The sequence below is a fragment of the Nicoliella sp. ESL1106 genome (assembly GCF_058509965.1).
This window is the reverse complement of sequence record NZ_CP196340.1, coordinates 933,190-950,991: the sequence shown is the minus strand read 5'-3', so window position 1 is coordinate 950,991 and position 17,802 is coordinate 933,190. Positions and strand designations below refer to the sequence as shown.

Here is a 17,802-nt window from a genome sequence, read left to right as displayed (position 1 = left end):
AATTAAATAAAAGTATATGGATCTGTATTCACTTGCGATTGAATTACATCAACTTCCCAGTTATTTTGAGCAGCCCAATCTTCAAACAGTGCTGCTAATTTCGGAATGCAGATTTTTTCAATATTATGTCCTGGATCAACTACGCTCAGTCCAGAAGATAGCATGTCATGGCCTGTATGATAGTAAACATCCCCAGTAACATAAACATCTGCGCCCTTATCCAACGCATTTAAATAAAATTTACCACCGTCACCACCAAGGATTGCAACCCTTTGAATCATTTTATCTGGGTGGTTAGATACTAATCGCAGTCCGCTAATATCAAAAATTTGTTTACAACGTTTCGCAAAATCAATCACCCGCATTGGATTGGACAAATTACCAATGCGGCCCATGCTAAACTGATTCGAAGGGGTGCCGAGTTCAACTAATCCAATCGTTTCATTTAAACCGATCGCCGTTGCTAGCCAATCGTTCATCCCGCCTTTGGCATCATCTAAATTAGTGTGAGCTGCATAAACTGTGATATCATGCTTAATAATTTGTGCATACATTTCATTTTGGGGATTTGTAAGGTCTAAGTTCTTAGCAGGCCGAAACATTACGGGATGGTGTGCAAATATAAAATTAACATCTTGGGCGATGGCTTCTGCCACTACTTCAGGCCTTACATCTAGCGTTGTCATTACCCTTTTCACCGGCCGATTTAAATCACCAATCTGTAATCCAATTGGATCATGAGCAACCGCAATGCTCTGAGGAGCAAACTGTTCAAATCGTCTTACTAAATCAATTCCGCGCATCTTTTAAAACCTCCTGGATTTCATTAATTTCAACTTTTAATCGTTCAATCCGATCCAATGGCGGCACCTTTGCTAATTGCATTTGTTGAAGTGCCCGTTGTAAGCGCATGATTTTATCCCGCCATTTTTCAGTAAATGCTTCATTTTGCATGTTGATCAAAAAGGGGCCAAACATTAACTCCCTCGGTGTGTAATCAATTTTTTTTACAGCCTTGACCGCATTAATAATTTCATAGATGTGATGATCTTCCTTTAATATGTTCTCATGAACGATTTGGTATTGATTATCGGCCAACCACTTGCGCACATCAATTGCATCAACATTAGGCTGTAAAATTAATTCAGGAAAATTAACTAATTTAGCCTTCCCTTGTTCTAAAATTTTAGCAATCAACGAACCGCCCATCCCAGCAATCGTAATCGTATCAATTTGATCAGAATCTTTAATTGCTGCGAGTCCATCCGCCAATCGGGGCATAATCACATTACTTAACCCTGCAATTTTAATTTCATGTTCAGCATTACTTAATGGCCCCATTGCAACTTCACCAGCAATTCCAAATGATATTTTTCCCGCCTTTGCTAGGTAAATTGGTAAATACCCATGATCGGAGCCAATATCAGCTAATCGACTCCCGTTTTTTACATACTGTGCAACGTTCATTAACCGTTGCGATAAATTATTTCCGTCCAAAATGATTACCCCGTTACAATTATTTAATATTTAAATTATAGCAAAATAAACAATAAAATAAAAAAGAAGAACCAAAATGGCCTTCTTTTCGTATTGATCTGACCCCTATAGGTTGGACTAATACTTTTTGCTAGGATATCAATTCCAAATATTGATTTGGTGATTGGTATCCTAGTTTTTCTTTTAATCTATTGTTATTGTAATCCTTAATCCATGTTTTCATCGCATTGATTAAGGATTTTTTGGTATCATAATGCGTATTCATCATTTCAATTTTCATGATATGGAAAAATGATTCCATTTGAGCATTATCTAAACATGTCCCCTTACGGGACATGGACTGAATAGCTTCATATTTGTTTAGTGTTTGAACCCAACTATGACTCTGGTATTGAATTCCTTGATCACTATGCACAATTGAATGCTTAACAGTGTTCTGGATTCTTTTTAGTGCCTGGTTCAACGGCTTTAATGTTAGTTCAACTGTTGGATGGCTGCTAATTCCATATGAAATGATTTTATCAGAATATAAATCCATCACTGGAGAAAGATAAACCCGATGGTTTATATCTTCATTTCCATATCTAAATTCACTTACATCTGTCGTTATCTTCTCTCCAAAACTATTAGATGAAAAATCACCATTTAAAACATTATCAGCAACATGGCCTACTTGGCCATGGTAAGAGTTATATTTACGTTTTCTTTTTCCAAATAGTTGGCACTGTAAACTGTATTTTTGCATAATTCTCTGGACTCTTTTGTGATTAACATGGTATCCATTATTGTTAAATAATGCTGTTATTCTTCTATAACCATAAGCAGGATGATCCTTAACAGCCTTTTTCACCTCAGTATCAAACTCATCATTTATTTTCGAAAGCGAAGCTTTTCTATGATGATAATAACTACTTTTAGGGAATGAAATTGATGATAATATTCTAGAAATTGCAACATCACTAAATTTTTTCACTAATAAATCAATACTTTCGTATTGATTATTAGTGCTTAGTAATTTTTCATAGGATAGTTTAATCGATAAAGCTAAATTTTGCTTTTTTAACAGTTTAATTTGCTTTACAGCGCTATTTGTGAGAACATTCTTTTGATGGGACTTACGTTTATTCATTAAATATAGGCTTCCATTCTCTAATCTCCGTTGCCATGTAAAGATGCTCGACGGAGATGCAATATTAAAATGAAGTGCTGTTTCTGGATACGACTTGTGGTAGAGGTGCATCCATTTCAGCACTTTTAATTTATACATATAAGAATATTCTTGATTATAATGTTTTGCAATAAGCGCTTTTTTACCAAATTTTTTATACGTCTTTACCCACGAGTAGATTGTTGCAACACCCTTAATGCCATATTTATGGTTCAACGTAGTTGATCCAACTCCAGAAAGGTATTCTAAAACAACTTTCAATCTAAATTCATAACTATATTTTGCCAAAATAAAGACCCCCGTATGCTGAACATTTTCTGTCCAACATACGGGGGTCTCTTCATATTTATATTATAAGAAATCTTTTAGTTGCTTACTTCTAGATGGATGTCTTAGCTTTCGAAGGGCTTTAGCTTCGATTTGACGAATTCTTTCCCTAGTAACACCAAAGACTTTACCGACTTCTTCTAGGGTTCTAGTTCGGCCATCATCTAATCCAAACCGTAATCTTAAAACGTTTTCTTCCCGATCAGTAAGGGTGTCCAAAACGCCCTCTAGTTGTTCCTTTAGTAGTTCATAGGCTGCATGATCAGCGGGACTAGTGGCATCTTGATCCTTAATGAAGTCCCCTAAATGAGAGTCATCTTCTTCACCGATTGGCGTTTCAAGCGAAACTGGTTCTTGCGAAATTTTCAAGATTCCACGAACCTTGGAAGTTGGCATATCCATTTCAGCACCAATCTCTTCAGGGGTTGGTTCTCTGCCAAGGTCTTGGAGTAATTGTCTTTGAATTCGAATTAACTTATTAATCGTTTCCACCATGTGGACTGGAATTCTAATTGTCCGAGCTTGATCAGCGATCGCACGGGTAATTGCTTGTCTAATCCACCATGTTGCATAGGTGGAAAACTTAAATCCCTTACGGTAATCAAATTTTTCAACCGCCTTCATTAGCCCCATGTTTCCTTCTTGAATCAAATCAAGAAATTGCATGCCACGACCAACGTAACGCTTAGCAATCGAGACCACCAATCGAAGGTTAGCTTCAGCTAATTCTTGCTTAGCTTCTTCGTCACCGTCTTCGATCCGCTTTGCTAGTTGAATTTCTTGTTCGCCCTTTAAGAGGGGTACTCGACCAATTTCCTTCAAGTACATCCTAACGGGATCATTAATCTTAACACCAGTGGGTGCAGATGCACTATTGCTTAGTTCTTTTTTAGTAACATCCTTTGCTGCTTTTAACGCTCTAGGATCTGGATCCCCATTTTTATCAACAACACTAATTCCTACATCTTCAATTTTTTCTAGTAGCTTATTTGAAGATGCCTCGGTTAATTTAAATGGAACGATAATCGTATCATTTAATTCATCGTAGGTAATATGTCCTACTTTCTTATACTTTCTAACTAATGATTTTAATGATTCTTTGTATTCTTCTGTCTTTTTACTATCAGCCATTTAAAAAGCCCCCTAAATTAAGATTGATCATTACCAAATTGTTTTTGGCGTTGTTGTTCAAGTTCAATTAGTTCAACACCAAGTTTGATTTGTTCTTGAACATTCCCTGTTCTTGTCGATTCAAGTAGTTGTTCTTGCTTGGCTTTAATCTGATTTTTAAGTGGTGCTTCATGCATGATTATATTAACATAATCCTCAATTTCACCATCAAAACTTTGCTCAGAAATAGGCAAAGATTCTAAGTGCATTACAATTCGTTTTAAGTCAGCTTCTTTGATCATATTAACAAACTCAACATAGTTATAACTAATATGCTTATTAAAGTAATCTTCAGCTAACATATATAAAGTTTGATACGACTCCGTAGCAAAGCAAAATCCCTTGATCCCTGATATCCGCAACCAAATATCATGATCATGAAGCATGCGAAAAAGCAAAAATTGTTCAGCACTTTCGATTTTGGATAGCTTTGGTTGGGGAGGCTGCTCTGGAATCATTGATAATTGATTATCATCAATTTGTTGATGATGTTGACGATTGTACCGCTTTTGGTGTTGTTGATTTTTAATAACACCATCTAATTGATCGACCAATGCCTGTTTATCCACATTAAATTCACTCACTAGTTGATTAATATAAACATCGCGACCAACTGGCGTATCGACAGTAGCAATTACCGATAGCGCATCATTTAAATACGCCACTCGGTTTTCATCACGACTTAAATCACGATGCATTCTCAAAAAACGCAATTTAAAGGTCACTGGGCTTTCCCGAGCAGCCTTGATCGCATTTCTAAATTGCTCATCACCATTTTGTTTCCGATACTCATCGGGATCAACGCCATCAGGCATTTGAATAACTCCCAATTTCAAACGGGAGTTAGATAAAGCATCAATCGCTCTGTTAATTGCCTTTTGCCCAGGAGCATCCCCATCGTAACAAACGTATAAATGATCAGTGATCCGCTCAATTTGATGAATTTGCTGTTCCGTAAAACTAGTCCCCATAGATGCAATTCCATTTTTAACTCCCGCTTGAAAGGCAGAGATAACATCCATGAACCCTTCGAACAAAATTACATCCTTTGCAATCCTAACAGTTGATCTAGCTTTATCTAAGTTAAATAAAACATCACGCTTACTAAAGATTTTAGTTTCAGGACTGTTCAAGTATTTAGCTTGACTAGCTTCCTTATCTAACACCCGCCCAGAAAAGGCGATCGTCTTACCAGATTGATTCCGAATTGGATACATTACTCGGCTAAAGAAACGATCATTAAGCGTTCCATCATCACGCTCGATAAATAACCCTGAATGCAAGATTAATTTTTGATCAACCTTTTTTTGCTTCAAAAAAGCAGACAAAACGTTTTTTTGCGGGGCAAAGCCCAAATTAAACTCATTAATCGTTTCATCAGTTAATCCACGCTCATGAAGATAACGTAAAGCATGTTGGCCTGCTTTAGTACTGATTAAGATGTAATGATAAAGATCAGCGACTTGATCATAAACATCAATCAACTGCTTTTGGAAATCATCTACTTGATTTGCCCCGCCCGCATTATTTTTATAATAATCAGGAATTTCAATATTCTGCATATTAGCTACTTCAATTACAGCCTCTGGAAAGGAAATATTTTTTATTTCCATTAAAAATGTAAAAACATTTCCGCCACGCCCGCAACTAAAACATTTGAAGCTTTGCCTATCTTCAGAAACTGAAAAAGATGGCGTCCGTTCATCATGAAATGGGCAACGTGCCCAAAGATTTTGCCCAGATTTTTTTAATTGAACATATTGACTTACCACGTCAGCAATATTAACGCTATTTTTTACGTTATCAATCACTTCTTTTGGGATCTTTACCATATTAATCACCCCATTTAAAATCAATATAAGTTTTAAAAGTCGCACCCTCCGTAAATAAAGATGCGACTTTTAATCCGATACAATAAACACTTATGTTTATACTATCATATTTAATTTTAAAACCAAAGCATATTGATATTTATTTTACAATTAGTTGATCAACGGCGCTGAACCAATTAATTAAATTAGAAATCAATACCATTTGCTTCAAATGATTGTTCTTAACTGCTTCATCCTTATCCATGACCATCGTTTGTTCAAAGTAATCATCAATTGGAGCCGCTAAACTAGCTAATTGTTCATAAGCAGCCAATGGCTTTTGTTCAAAGAAGTGATCCTTAATCTTATTTACAACATCAAAAAGGGCGCTTTCAGAATCATTACTGAATAACTTCGGATCAATTGAAATTTCCTCATCACTAAAGCTAGCCTTAGCAGAAATTTTAACGACCCGACCAAGTGCTTCTACAATTTGCTTAAAGTGTTCACCCTTGGATTTTTCAGCAAGCACCTTAGCACTATCAAGCATGTAGATTACGTCATTATTAGTGGCATTCACAACGGCATCAATGATGTCATGACGGTAATCTTGTGATTGAAGTAAATTAATGGTCCGATCCTTAATGAAGTCAACAACCGCATTGATCTGAGCATTTTGATCGAGGTCTGGTGCCTTATCAGCTCTTTGTTCGTCAATAATGAATGATTCCATTGAGTCTGCTAGTGGTAGTGACCAGCCAAATTCGTTCAAGATTCTTACGATCCCGATTGCTTGTCTCCGCAATGCATATGGGTCATTTGAACCAGATGGAATCATCCCAGCAGCAAAGAACGTCATAATACTATCGAACTTATCAGCTAGCGCTAATGCCGCCCCCACTGCAGTTTGTGGAAGGGCCCCGTTAGAAGAAATTGGCATGTAGTGTTCTCTAATCGCAGTTGCAACTGCAGGCTTTTCACCCTTAAGCAATGCGTACTTTTCACCCATTACCCCTTGTAGTTCAGAGAATTCACCAACCATTTCGGTCACTAGGTCAAACTTGTAGATTTGGGCTGCCCGCTTGGCATCAGCAGTTTGTTCGTCACTCAACCCAACCGATTTAGCAATTTGGGCAACGATAATTGCCACTCTTTCCATCTTTTCGTACATCGTAGAAATCTTATCATGGAAACTAACCCGCTTAAGACGGTCAACAAAAAATTCAATCGAATGTTTTTGATCTTCTTGGTAGAAGAACATCGCATCTTCAAGCCGCGCCGTCAATACCTTTTCATTTCCACTGATCACGTTTTGAATGTCAACATCGTTTCCGTTCCGCACGGCAACGAAGTGTGGTAGTAATTTACCAGCGTTATCGACAACGTAGAAGAACCGTTGGTTATCACGCATTGAAGTAATTAAGACTTCATCTGGGATGGTCAGATACTTTCGGTCAAAGTTCCCAGCGAATGTCGTTGGCCATTCAACCAAGTTATTAACCTCTTCTAGTAGGGATGGGCTGACCTTAACGTCCCAATCCTTGTCGGCAGCAAGGTCTTTAATTTGATCTTGAATCTTAGCCTTCCGCTTAGCAGCATCAACGATCACAAATTCCTTTTCAAGGGCTGCCTCGTAATCAGTAGCATTTGCTAATTCGACATCATGACCTAAGAACCGATGCCCACGACTAGTCCGTCCAGCTGCAACGTCTAAGATTGAGAATGGGACGATTTCGCTGTCCAGAATGGAAACTAACCACCGAATTGGACGAATGTATTCTAAATTATAAACGTTCCACTTCATCCGCGTTGGAAAAGTCATGCTCGTGATAACGGATTTGATTGCGGGCAAAATTTCAGCAACTGGCTTTCCAGCAATGTGCTTTTCAATGAATACATATTCAGTACCCTTGATTTCCTTGAATTCAATATCATCAGGATTAGCCCCTTGCCCCTTAGAAAAACCGATCGCAGCCTTCGTCCAATTACCATCAGCATCTTGGGCAATTTTTTTAGCAGGGCCCTTTACGGATTCATCAATATCAGTTTGCTTATCTGCTAAGCCCGTAATTTCGAGCGTTAAGCGACGGGGAGTAGAAAATGGTTTGATTTGATCATAACTTAATCGTTGTTCTGCTAAAAAGTCGCTAGTCCGTTTTACCAATTGTTTAATGCTAGGCGTAACGACATGGGCAGGCATTTCTTCTAGTCCAATTTCTAATAAATAAGTGTGTGCCATCTTATTTGTCCTCCTTGTCATCTTTTAATAGTTCTTGTCGTTTCTTTTCGTCCTTGATCAATGGGAAACCAAGTTTACGGCGTTCTTCAATGAATGCTTTGGCAACGGAACGCGCCATTTTTCTAATTCTAGAGAGATACCCAGCCCGTTCAGTAACGGAAACCGCCCCGCGAGCATCCAAAAGGTTGAAGGTATGGCTACACTTCAAAATGTAATCATAGGCAGGATGCACCAAGCCATTGGCAATTTGTTTATGGGCTTCTTCTTCGTAGGTATTAAATAAGTTCAATAACATTTCTTGGTTGCTTTCTTCAAAGCTATATTTGGAGTGTTCAAATTCTGGTTCCTTGAAAATATCACCATACTTAACGCCATAACCCCATTCCAATTCAAAGACGTTGTTCACATCTTGGATGTATGAAGCTAATCTTTCAAGCCCGTAAGTAATTTCAGCGGCAACTGGATCCATTTCTTGACCCCCAACCACTTGGAAGTAAGTAAATTGGGTTACTTCCATTCCGTCGAGCCAGATTTCCCAACCAACACCGGCACATCCCATGGATGGGTTTTCCCAGTTATCTTCAACGAATCGAATATCATGTTCAACGGGGTTGATACCGAGTTCCTTTAAACTATCTAAGTATAATTCTTGAATATTTTCAGGAGATGGCTTCATTAATACTTGAAATTGGTGGTGTTGGTATAATCGGTTTGGATTTTCACCATACCGTCCATCAGCTGGTCTTCTAGATGGTTCAACGTATGCAGCATTCCATGGTTCTGGTCCAATTGCCCGTAAGAAAGTGTATGGACTCATGGTCCCAGCACCTTTTTCGGTATCATATGCCTGCATTAATAAACAACCTTGGTTGGACCAATATTGCTGAAGCTTTAAAATAATTTCTTGCATTGACAATTTCTTAGTCATTGAATACTCCTCCTATATAAAAATAAAAATGGCATAAAAAAAGCCTATGTAAATAACAGTTCGTTATTTACATAGGGACGATTTGTTCGCGGTTCCACCCTACTTCTAATCAATGTCGATTAGCTGCTTGATATTCGCTCAGTTCCAAAAGCGCCAAATTATGATCATCCATGACTAGCTCTCACTAACCCTAGCCTCACTGTAACGGAATTAACCATAACCCTCTTTTTTCATCACCGATATATATTTAACTTTATAATAATTTACAACTATTAAAAAGTCAATCTTTTAGAACCCACTTCGAATCATTTCATCTAAAAATTTCTTACTCTTTAATTTAATGCCGACCGTATCTTCATAAATACTATCTAATAATCTTCTTAACTCGTCCTTAATGGGCTGCTTAATTTCGATTGATTTGACTTGATTTAAATCAACGGTGGCAAATTGGCTTAACAAATAAATGGCTTGCCTAGATAAGCCAAAGCGTCTAGGATCCAAATGCCAGTGTTGCTGACATAGCAAACCATTATAAGCAGCTGAATAATCCAATGGTAAATCATTCCGATGACAAAGTACGCAGTCTTTTAACCATGGCTGTACTCCAAATAATTCAAGCAATTGGATTTCAATAATATTGGTAACAATTGCGGGATCGATCTTCATGTTAATTAAACTTAAGGCATTAAACAACTGGTGAAACCAGTAATGATTTACATCCCCCTCTGGCAATGCGGTATCAATTAAATTCATATTGTAAGTAGCATAAGCATTTAAAACAATATCGCTACTAATTTGATTATAGTGGTGTGTTTTTAATGGCTCCTTGATGTATGATAAGCCGTTCTCTGAAATTGTGCCTTGATAACGACCATAAGTAAACGGTAAAATATCCGCACTCATTTTAAACCCCTGTTTCCGACCCCTTCGAATTAGAAACATTTTTAAGCCATACTCATAAGTAAAAAATTTAACCAGCATATCATTTTCGCGATAATTCTTACGATAAAGTAATATTCCGTTAAACACGACATTCTTTTTAGTTGGCACTCGCCTCACACCCTATAATTAATAATCCTTCTTTTTATATCCTAATTCCTTTAGAACAGAGCTTTTATCGCGCCAGCCTGGTTGAATCTTAACCCAAAGTTCCAAATAAACCTTACTTCCCAATAGATCTTCGATATCTTTACGGGCAAGAGTCCCAATTTTTTTCAGCATTGAGCCCTTTTTACCAATTACAATTCCCTTTTGGCTATCATGATCTAAAATGATCGAAGCTTGAATCGTAACCTTGCCATCTTCATTTGCCCTAATTTTTTCAACATCAATTGCAACTGAATATGGAATTTCTTGCCGTGTTAATTGAAAAATTTTCTCACGAATCAATTCAGCAACGATAAATCTTTCAGGATGATCAGTAACTTGATCAGCAGGATAATATTGTGGTCCCTGGGGAAGCTTTTGGGTTAAATCTGTTAATAATTCATCAACGTTATTCCCCTGTAAAGCAGAAATTGGAAACACCCCTGCCCAATCTAAAGCCCGTTTATAAGTATCCATTATCGGTAGTAAATCATTAGGATTTACCCTATCAATCTTATTAATCACTAAATAGATAGGTTTTTTAACATCTTTTAAGCGATTAATAATAAAATTATCACCTGCACCGCGTTTTTCAACAGCACTGACCATGAATAAAACAGCATCAATATCCTTTAAGGCGGACATTGCAGAATCTTCCATAAAGCTTCCTAATTGACTCTTAGGCTTTTGAACCCCAGGAGTATCCAAAAATACGATTTGTGAATCCGCAGTCGTGTAAACACCCTGAATTTTATTTCTAGTTGTTTGGGCCTTATCACTCATGATTGCAATTTTTTGCCCAATTACTCGATTTAAAAAAGTTGACTTACCAACATTTGGGCGGCCAACGATTGCAACGAATCCTGATTTAAAGTTAGGATTATCCATTTATAATTACCTCCATGGCATTATTTTAATTACTAACGGCATTAAAATCATTATTCCAATTATCATTGCTAATATCGTAGTTAATAACACTCCACCAGCAGCAATATCTTTTGCTTCCTTCGCTAATTGATGGTAGTGATCACCCACTAATAAATCAATAATCCGCTCCACGATTGAATTGACTGTCTCGGCGATCAATACTGTAAAAATTGCTAAAAACAGCCATAGGTAATCATTTAAAGAAGCCCTTAAAAGTCTGGCAACTATTAGAACCAAACCCGCACTTATTAAATGAACCCTAAAATTACGCTCAGCAATTACCAATACCTTTAGACCAGCTAACGCATGAAACAAAGATTGATAAAAATGGTGGTTTTTGCCAACTTGTTTACTATCTTTTAAGCCCATATGAATCCATAATCTTTCTTTGTAGTGGAAACATTACCGCTTCGTCTTCTGGCTGCATATGATCGTATCCATTCAAGTGTAAAAATCCATGCACCACTAAAAAGCCTAGTTCACGATCATAGGAATGTTCCAAAAATTCGGCTTGTTCCGCTACTTTATCGACTGAAACAAAGATATCGCCAAGATTTTCGGGAATTTCAGCAGCCATCTCGGGACTCATCTTGATTGTCTCATCACCATCTTCAATCGCAAAACTAATTACATCAGTCGCCCGATCTACACCCCGATAGTCACGATTAATTTCCCTAATCCGATCGTTGTTAACCAAGGTAACTGACATTTCAGTATCTTCACGAAGCTTTAAATATTTGCCCGCATATTCTAAAACATCTTTAATTAATTGAATGTCTTTATCCTTAGCACCATCTTTGGTATCATCATAAATTTCTAAATCCATCTATCCAGTCCTCTATTTATTATTGGTATTGTCAAAACTTTCATATGCGTTAATAATTCTTGCAACTACAGGGTGTCTAACAACATCATCAGCAGAAAAAGCAACGAATCTAATGCTCTTTACGTTCTGTAATATTTTTTGGGCTTCCACTAATCCACTAGTGGTGTGTCTAGGTAAATCAATTTGTGAAATATCACCATTAACAATCATTTTAGATTCGAAGCCGAGCCGCGTCAAAAACATCTTCATTTGTGCACTGGTCGTATTTTGAGCTTCATCTAAAATAACAAATGAATTATCGAGGGTCCGACCACGCATGTATGCAAGGGGAGCTACTTCAATGATTCCCTTTTCAAGCATTCGATTAGTATGCTCAGCCCCTAAAATTGAATACAGAGCATCGTAAATAGGCCTTAAGTATGGGTCCACTTTTTCTTTTAAGTCCCCAGGTAAGAATCCTAAACTCTCCCCAGCTTCAACAGCTGGACGCGTCAAAACAATTTTTTCAACGGTCCCCTTCTTTAGGGCAGCCACAGCCATCACAACTGCTAAGTATGTCTTCCCCGTTCCAGCTGGACCAATCCCAAACGTAACGTCATTTCTCTGAACCGATTGGACATATTGTCTTTGGCCAAAATTCTTAATGCGAACTGGATTGCCTTTAATATCCTTAATCAACACTTGATTATAAAGATCCTTAAAGTACTCTAACGTGCCATTATTAGCCATTTTCATTGCACTAACAAAGTCGCTATCATTTAATCCAATCCCACCATGAATTAAATCAACCATGTTTTTTAAAATTGCTAATGTATTTCTTACTTTTTCGGAATCTCCAGAAACTTTAATTTTAGTCCCAAAAGCATTAATGGAGACATCCATTCCCTCTTCTAATAAAGTGACAAATTTATTTTGTGATCCTAATAATGCAGGTTCATCGTCTAAATTACTTAAAACGAAACTATCAGTTATAACATTATTGTCAATCAAATTATAAACTCCCTTATGTTACGATTTAATAACCAAATATTAGCATAAAAAATGCAATTAAAAAAGAAGATACCCCTGAAGTATGTACAATAGAGCAATATTTATCACTCTATTAATTTTAATTAATTATTGTAGTAATTCTTTTACGGCTTTGTTAACTAATGAACCATCGGCCTTACCCTTTACCTTTGGCATTACAGCGCCCATTACCTTACCAAAATCACCCTTGCCAGTCGCACCAACAGCTGCGATAGTGTCCTTAACAACTTGGTTGATTTCGTCTTCTGACATTTGTTCTGGAACGTACTTATCCAAAACCTTTAGTTGTGATTCTTGTTCAGCAACGAGGTCATCACGATTACCCTTTTTAAATTCTTCGATTGATTCCTTCCGTTGTTTATATTCTTTCATTACAACGGCAGTTTCTTCATCTGAATTTAGATCATGACCTAACTTAACCTTTTCATTAGTTAAAGCAGACTTTAATAATCTAATTACACCGAGGCTTTCCTTATCGTGAGCCTTCATTGCATTCTTTAAGTCAGTAGTTAATTCATCATTCAAACTCATATTTTTCATCCCTTTGATTAATATATTTAAGCAATAAAAAACGTTCCTGAAACAACAGGAACGTTTTTATAGATTAGAAGCTACGACGCTTTTTGCTATTGCGTTTTCTTGCTGCTTCGGATTTTAATTTACGTTTTACGCTAGGTTTTTCGTAGAATTCACGCTTACGGTATTCACGCAATGTACCACTCTTTGAAACGGTACGCTTGAAACGACGAAGAGCATCATCAAGAGATTCGTTTTTACGAACGACTGTTTTTGACATATGAAAATCCCTCCCTCCGAGCTCAAAATACAACTACTTACTATCATGAAATCATTTCCTAATGTAGCAGTTCTTAATAATTATACCTAACTATTAATTTACAGTCAATAACTCTGAAAAAAAAGATAAATATGCTAGAATAAATTTATATTAATAGGAGGTTTCCAATGAAAAAAATAAACGTTTTTATCATCTCAGATTCAAGCGGTGAAACTGCTTTTTCAGTTGCTAGAATCACCGTTTCGCAATTTCCAGATGTAGAGGTTAACTACCAAAGATTCCCATTTATCCAGACTAAATCTATTTTAGCAGGAATTCTTAAAATGGCTTTAGAAAACAATGCCGTTATTTTTCATACACTAGTTAACAATGAACTTAGTGGAATGATTAGAACTTTTTCAGCTGAAAATGACCTGTTTAATTCCGATTGCTTACAAAATTCTTTAAACGTCATTAGTGCTAAAACAGGTGATACTCCCGTACGAGTGCCTGGACTAGTCCACGATTTAAATGATAAATATTTCGATCGAATTGCCGCTATGGAATTTGCGGTTGCTAACGATGATGGTAAAAACCCTAGTGACCTAACCAAGGCCGACATAGTAATTTTAGGAGTATCAAGAACTTCTAAGACCCCGCTCTCCCTTTACTTAGCAAATAAAAATTTAAAGGTCGCTAACGTCCCCATCGCACCGAACACACAACTGCCTAAAGAAATTTGGGAAGTGGATCCCAATCGCATTTTTGGACTGACCAATACCCCGAAGGCCCTTAAAAAAATTCGGCGAGCAAGAATGATTGCATACGGACTGAATCCTGACACTCCATATTCTGATCCTGAAAATATCAAGGCAGAACTTCAATATGCTAAGGATTTATACCAAAAGCTGGGCTGTTTAATTATTAACGTTTTTAATAAATCGATTGAAGAGACCGCTACTATTATCATGGAGAGCCTCAACCTAGATACTAATAATCGACATTAATGCTTCTTAGTTATCAATAAAAGTCGCAAATCAACATTGATTTGCGACTTTTAATTTAAAATGGCTTCTGATTTAAAATATCATCCACTAAATTGGAATCAAACTTATGTTCAGTAAGCATTTTAACTTCATATCCATGGGGGGAGAACTTTTGGGTCCCATCTTCTGACTTAACCATTGGCGTTTCCATAATTTTAGGAACGTTAGTTAATTGTGGATGGTGAGCAATATAATCAAGGGCATCAAAGCCAATCGTACCAAGACCAATCACCTCATGACGATCCTTGTGACTACCCATTTCATTCTTAGAGTCATTCAAATGAACCACTTTTAGTCGGTCTATTCCAATCACCTTATCAAACTGGTTTAAAACTCCATCAAAATCATTTTTAACATCATATCCAGCATCGTTAGTATGACAAGTATCAAATGTGACTGATAATTTTTCATTTAATTGAACCCCGTCAATAATTTGGGCAAGTTCTTCAAATGTCCGACCAACTTCGGTTCCCTTACCGGCCATTGTTTCAAGGGCAATTTGAGCCTTTTGATCGGGTTCGATTACTTCATTTAATCCCTTAATGATATTTTGAATTCCAACTTCTGCTCCCGCACCAACATGTGAGCCCGGATGTAAAACAATTTGTTCAGCACCAATTGCTTCTGAACGCTTAATTTCTTGCTTCAAAAATTGAATCGCAAATTCAAAATTATGCATCTTAGCGGTGTTAGCTAGGTTAATAATATATGGTGCATGAACCACATCCGAAACAATCCCATGTGATTGCATATATTGCTTCCCCTCATCAGCCTTTAACTCACTGATTGGTTTTCTTTTAGTGTTTTGGGGAGCCCCGGTATATACCATGAACGTATTTTCCCCATAACCAAATGCTTCCTCAGCGGAACCCAAAAACATTTTTGGACTCTTCATACTAACGTGTGAACCAATTAAAAATTGATCATTCATAAATTTCGCCCCTTATTATTTTTACAACTTTTTCAGCAGAATCTGCTGATTCCCAGCTACAAAATTTTTTCCTAAACGCTTTCATTTTATCATACTCATTTTTAAACGTACCGCATTCTGCATACTGTTGCAACCGAGTAAAAAATTGATCTTGATCAGTAACTAACGGCCCTGGCAATTCACTTTGGTAATCAAAATAAAAACCGCGCAGTTGATCTCGATAGTGTTTTAAATCATAACTATAAAATAACATTGGTCTATTTAAGTTCGCAAAATCAAACATTACCGAAGAATAATCCGTAATCAATAAATCAGTCATTAAGTAGATTGAACTAATATCCGAATCTGCTAAAATCCTAACGCGATCCTCAAACCCCTTAATATTAATATGGTCCTTAACTAAATAATGGGGGCGAATAACCAAAATAGTATTTTGATCAACGGTTGCAAAAAAGCGTTTTAGATCAAACGGTAACTCAAATTTATACTGCCCCCGAGCGATGTATTGATCATCACGCCAAGTTGGGGCATAGGTGATTACATGAGCATTAGCATCACCAATCAAAGTCTTTTTCAATTCGTTGATTACGGTTTGCTTATTATCATAGTATAAAACGTCATTACGGGGATAACCGATATCTAAAAAGTGGTTCTTAAATTGAAATGCCCGCTTAAAAATATCTTTAGAATATTGATTCGGTGCAATCAGATAATCCCAACGCTTCGTTTCTGCAACAAAACGCTGGTGATACTTTTTAGTGTTTGTTCCAGGCATCTCAACATTATCAATATCCACCCCCAACTTTTTAAGTGGCGTCCCGTGCCAAGTTTGGATGTAGATCGTGTGTTTATTTTTGCGCCACCAGGCAGGCATTCTGGAGTTAAAAACCCAAAACTCAGCCCGTGCCATATACCAGATCCACTTTGGCATAAAGCGTTTCAGTAGTTTTATCTCTGGATATTGAGCATGCAATTCATCATATTTGGCTGGTTTTACGGCAAAAAAGGCCGTCTGAATTAAGCTAGTGTCGTCTCTAATCAACTGTTGATAAATCGCAGCTGGATTATCATTAATATCGCGACCATTAAAGCTATCAAAAATAACAACGCCTTTTTTGATCGGCAAACAAATAAACCCATCGTTAATAACGATGAGTCCATAACGAATCACGACCTTAACCATTTTAATCATTTTGTTGATGAATGAATTAAGCATCTGATTCCTCCTATAATTAAATTAAGTCAACGAAGTGGGATCTAAACTTGTAGTGGAGATGGGAACCAACTAATAAGAAGAAGGCCACGAACAACCAAAAAATAATCGTTAAAGTAGAGTGTTGCCAAAACCATGCTTCTGAAAACATTGATTCCCTAAAGCCATTAACAATGTAAAAGAATGGGTTCAATTGTAATACCCTTACGAAGGCTGGTGGGAAAGCGTTAGTTTGGAAATTAAATAACACTCCAGACATGTAAAATAACATTCTCATTACGGATTGAAGTAAAATTCGATAATCACGAACCAAAATCGAAACGGTCGAATTAAAGATTCCAAAAGCAACTAACCACATAATCATTGCAAAGAAATAGTAAATCCATTGGAACCAATAGATATTAGGGGTAATTCCACCCTTAAAGAAACCGATTACGATAGAAAAAACTAACATCGTCCAAAATGAACTTAAATTACTAATGATCTTAATTGATGGCAGGATACTAACGGGAAACTTCATTTTAGAAACCATTCCTACTTGTTGGTAAATGCTTTTAGAGGCATCTAAGGTCACACTGTTCATAAAGAACCAGGGGGTGATTCCAATTACCATCCAAGAAAGGTAATCCACGCCCTCAGAAGCTCCCTTCTTAAGACCAATTCCAAAAACCATCCAATAAATAGCAATTTGAATCAATGGATAGAGATATTCCCATACTAGTCCCAAATAATGACTTTGGTAGTCAGACTTATCTTGATAACGTGAAATTCTAAACATAATTCCAATATTACCAAGCTGTTCCTTAATTAACGTTCCAACTTCTTTCAA

At 36.9% G+C, this 17,802-nt stretch carries 18 protein-coding genes; 1 reads left to right on the top strand and 17 read right to left on the bottom strand.

Annotated elements, in window-relative coordinates; genetic code table 11:
* Positions 1–2: 2 nt before the first annotated feature.
* From ACSVI6_RS04150 to rpsU, 14 genes are all read right to left on the bottom strand, one after another.
* Complete coding sequence (locus ACSVI6_RS04150) at positions 3–803, bottom strand: Nif3-like dinuclear metal center hexameric protein (RefSeq protein WP_491716216.1); 801 nt, start codon at positions 801–803, stop codon at positions 3–5.
* Entirely contained in the window at positions 790–1,497 is a 708-nt protein-coding gene (locus ACSVI6_RS04145; protein ID WP_491716215.1) for a tRNA (adenine(22)-N(1))-methyltransferase, read from the bottom strand. The genes ACSVI6_RS04150 and ACSVI6_RS04145 overlap by 14 nt, the downstream gene beginning before the upstream one ends.
* Before the next feature lie 130 nt (positions 1,498–1,627).
* Complete coding sequence (locus ACSVI6_RS04140) at positions 1,628–2,953, bottom strand: IS3 family transposase (RefSeq protein ID WP_491720505.1); 1,326 nt, start codon at positions 2,951–2,953, stop codon at positions 1,628–1,630.
* Positions 2,954–3,016: 63 nt separating this feature from the next.
* Positions 3,017–4,123, bottom strand: coding sequence for an RNA polymerase sigma factor RpoD (gene rpoD / locus ACSVI6_RS04135; RefSeq protein WP_491716214.1), 1,107 nt, complete (start codon positions 4,121–4,123; stop codon positions 3,017–3,019).
* A gap of 17 nt (positions 4,124–4,140) precedes the next feature.
* Positions 4,141–5,994, bottom strand: a complete 1,854-nt coding sequence (dnaG, locus tag ACSVI6_RS04130; protein WP_491716213.1) for a DNA primase — start codon at positions 5,992–5,994, stop codon at positions 4,141–4,143.
* A gap of 139 nt (positions 5,995–6,133) precedes the next feature.
* Entirely contained in the window at positions 6,134–8,212 is a 2,079-nt protein-coding gene (gene glyS, locus ACSVI6_RS04125) for a glycine--tRNA ligase subunit beta (protein WP_491720504.1), read from the bottom strand.
* Position 8,213: 1 nt separating this feature from the next.
* Positions 8,214–9,140, bottom strand: coding sequence for a glycine--tRNA ligase subunit alpha (gene glyQ / locus ACSVI6_RS04120; protein WP_491716211.1), 927 nt, complete (start codon positions 9,138–9,140; stop codon positions 8,214–8,216).
* A 288-nt stretch (positions 9,141–9,428) separates the two neighbouring features.
* Complete coding sequence (gene recO, locus ACSVI6_RS04115) at positions 9,429–10,190, bottom strand: DNA repair protein RecO (protein WP_491720503.1); 762 nt, start codon at positions 10,188–10,190, stop codon at positions 9,429–9,431.
* Positions 10,191–10,208: 18 nt separating this feature from the next.
* The gene (gene era / locus ACSVI6_RS04110) at positions 10,209–11,114 is read right to left on the bottom strand and encodes a GTPase Era (RefSeq protein WP_491716209.1); all 906 of its coding nucleotides are present in this window, start codon (positions 11,112–11,114) and stop codon (positions 10,209–10,211) included.
* A gap of 6 nt (positions 11,115–11,120) precedes the next feature.
* A complete protein-coding gene (locus tag ACSVI6_RS04105; RefSeq protein WP_491716208.1) occupies positions 11,121–11,522 on the bottom strand; it encodes a diacylglycerol kinase family protein in 402 nt (133 codons plus the stop codon).
* Positions 11,506–11,979 (bottom strand): rRNA maturation RNase YbeY, encoded by a 474-nt coding sequence (gene ybeY, locus ACSVI6_RS04100; protein ID WP_491716207.1) that lies wholly within the window; start codon positions 11,977–11,979, stop codon positions 11,506–11,508. Before ybeY ends, ACSVI6_RS04105 begins: the two co-directional genes overlap by 17 nt.
* A gap of 12 nt (positions 11,980–11,991) precedes the next feature.
* Complete coding sequence (locus ACSVI6_RS04095) at positions 11,992–12,969, bottom strand: PhoH family protein (RefSeq protein WP_491716206.1); 978 nt, start codon at positions 12,967–12,969, stop codon at positions 11,992–11,994.
* A 126-nt stretch (positions 12,970–13,095) separates the two neighbouring features.
* The gene (locus tag ACSVI6_RS04090; RefSeq protein WP_491716205.1) at positions 13,096–13,539 is read right to left on the bottom strand and encodes a GatB/YqeY domain-containing protein; all 444 of its coding nucleotides are present in this window, start codon (positions 13,537–13,539) and stop codon (positions 13,096–13,098) included.
* Positions 13,540–13,612: 73 nt separating this feature from the next.
* Positions 13,613–13,804 (bottom strand): 30S ribosomal protein S21, encoded by a 192-nt coding sequence (gene rpsU / locus ACSVI6_RS04085; protein WP_219054387.1) that lies wholly within the window; start codon positions 13,802–13,804, stop codon positions 13,613–13,615.
* Between the two features lie 167 nt (positions 13,805–13,971).
* On the opposite strand from rpsU, the gene ACSVI6_RS04080 reads away from it, so the two are divergent.
* Complete coding sequence (locus ACSVI6_RS04080) at positions 13,972–14,790, top strand: pyruvate, water dikinase regulatory protein (RefSeq protein ID WP_491716204.1); 819 nt, start codon at positions 13,972–13,974, stop codon at positions 14,788–14,790.
* Positions 14,791–14,845: 55 nt separating this feature from the next.
* On the opposite strand, the gene ACSVI6_RS04075 is transcribed toward ACSVI6_RS04080, so the two are convergent.
* The 3 genes from ACSVI6_RS04075 to ACSVI6_RS04065 are packed head-to-tail and all read right to left on the bottom strand — an operon-like array spanning position 14,846 to position 17,802.
* Positions 14,846–15,760 carry a deoxyribonuclease IV gene (locus ACSVI6_RS04075; protein WP_491720502.1) on the bottom strand — a complete coding sequence of 305 codons (915 nt, stop codon included), beginning with the start codon at positions 15,758–15,760 and terminating at the stop codon, positions 14,846–14,848.
* Positions 15,753–16,976 (bottom strand): CDP-glycerol glycerophosphotransferase family protein, encoded by a 1,224-nt coding sequence (locus tag ACSVI6_RS04070; protein ID WP_491720501.1) that lies wholly within the window; start codon positions 16,974–16,976, stop codon positions 15,753–15,755. The genes ACSVI6_RS04075 and ACSVI6_RS04070 overlap by 8 nt, the downstream gene beginning before the upstream one ends.
* A gap of 16 nt (positions 16,977–16,992) precedes the next feature.
* Positions 16,993–17,802, bottom strand: a complete 810-nt coding sequence (locus tag ACSVI6_RS04065) for an ABC transporter permease (protein ID WP_491716201.1) — start codon at positions 17,800–17,802, stop codon at positions 16,993–16,995.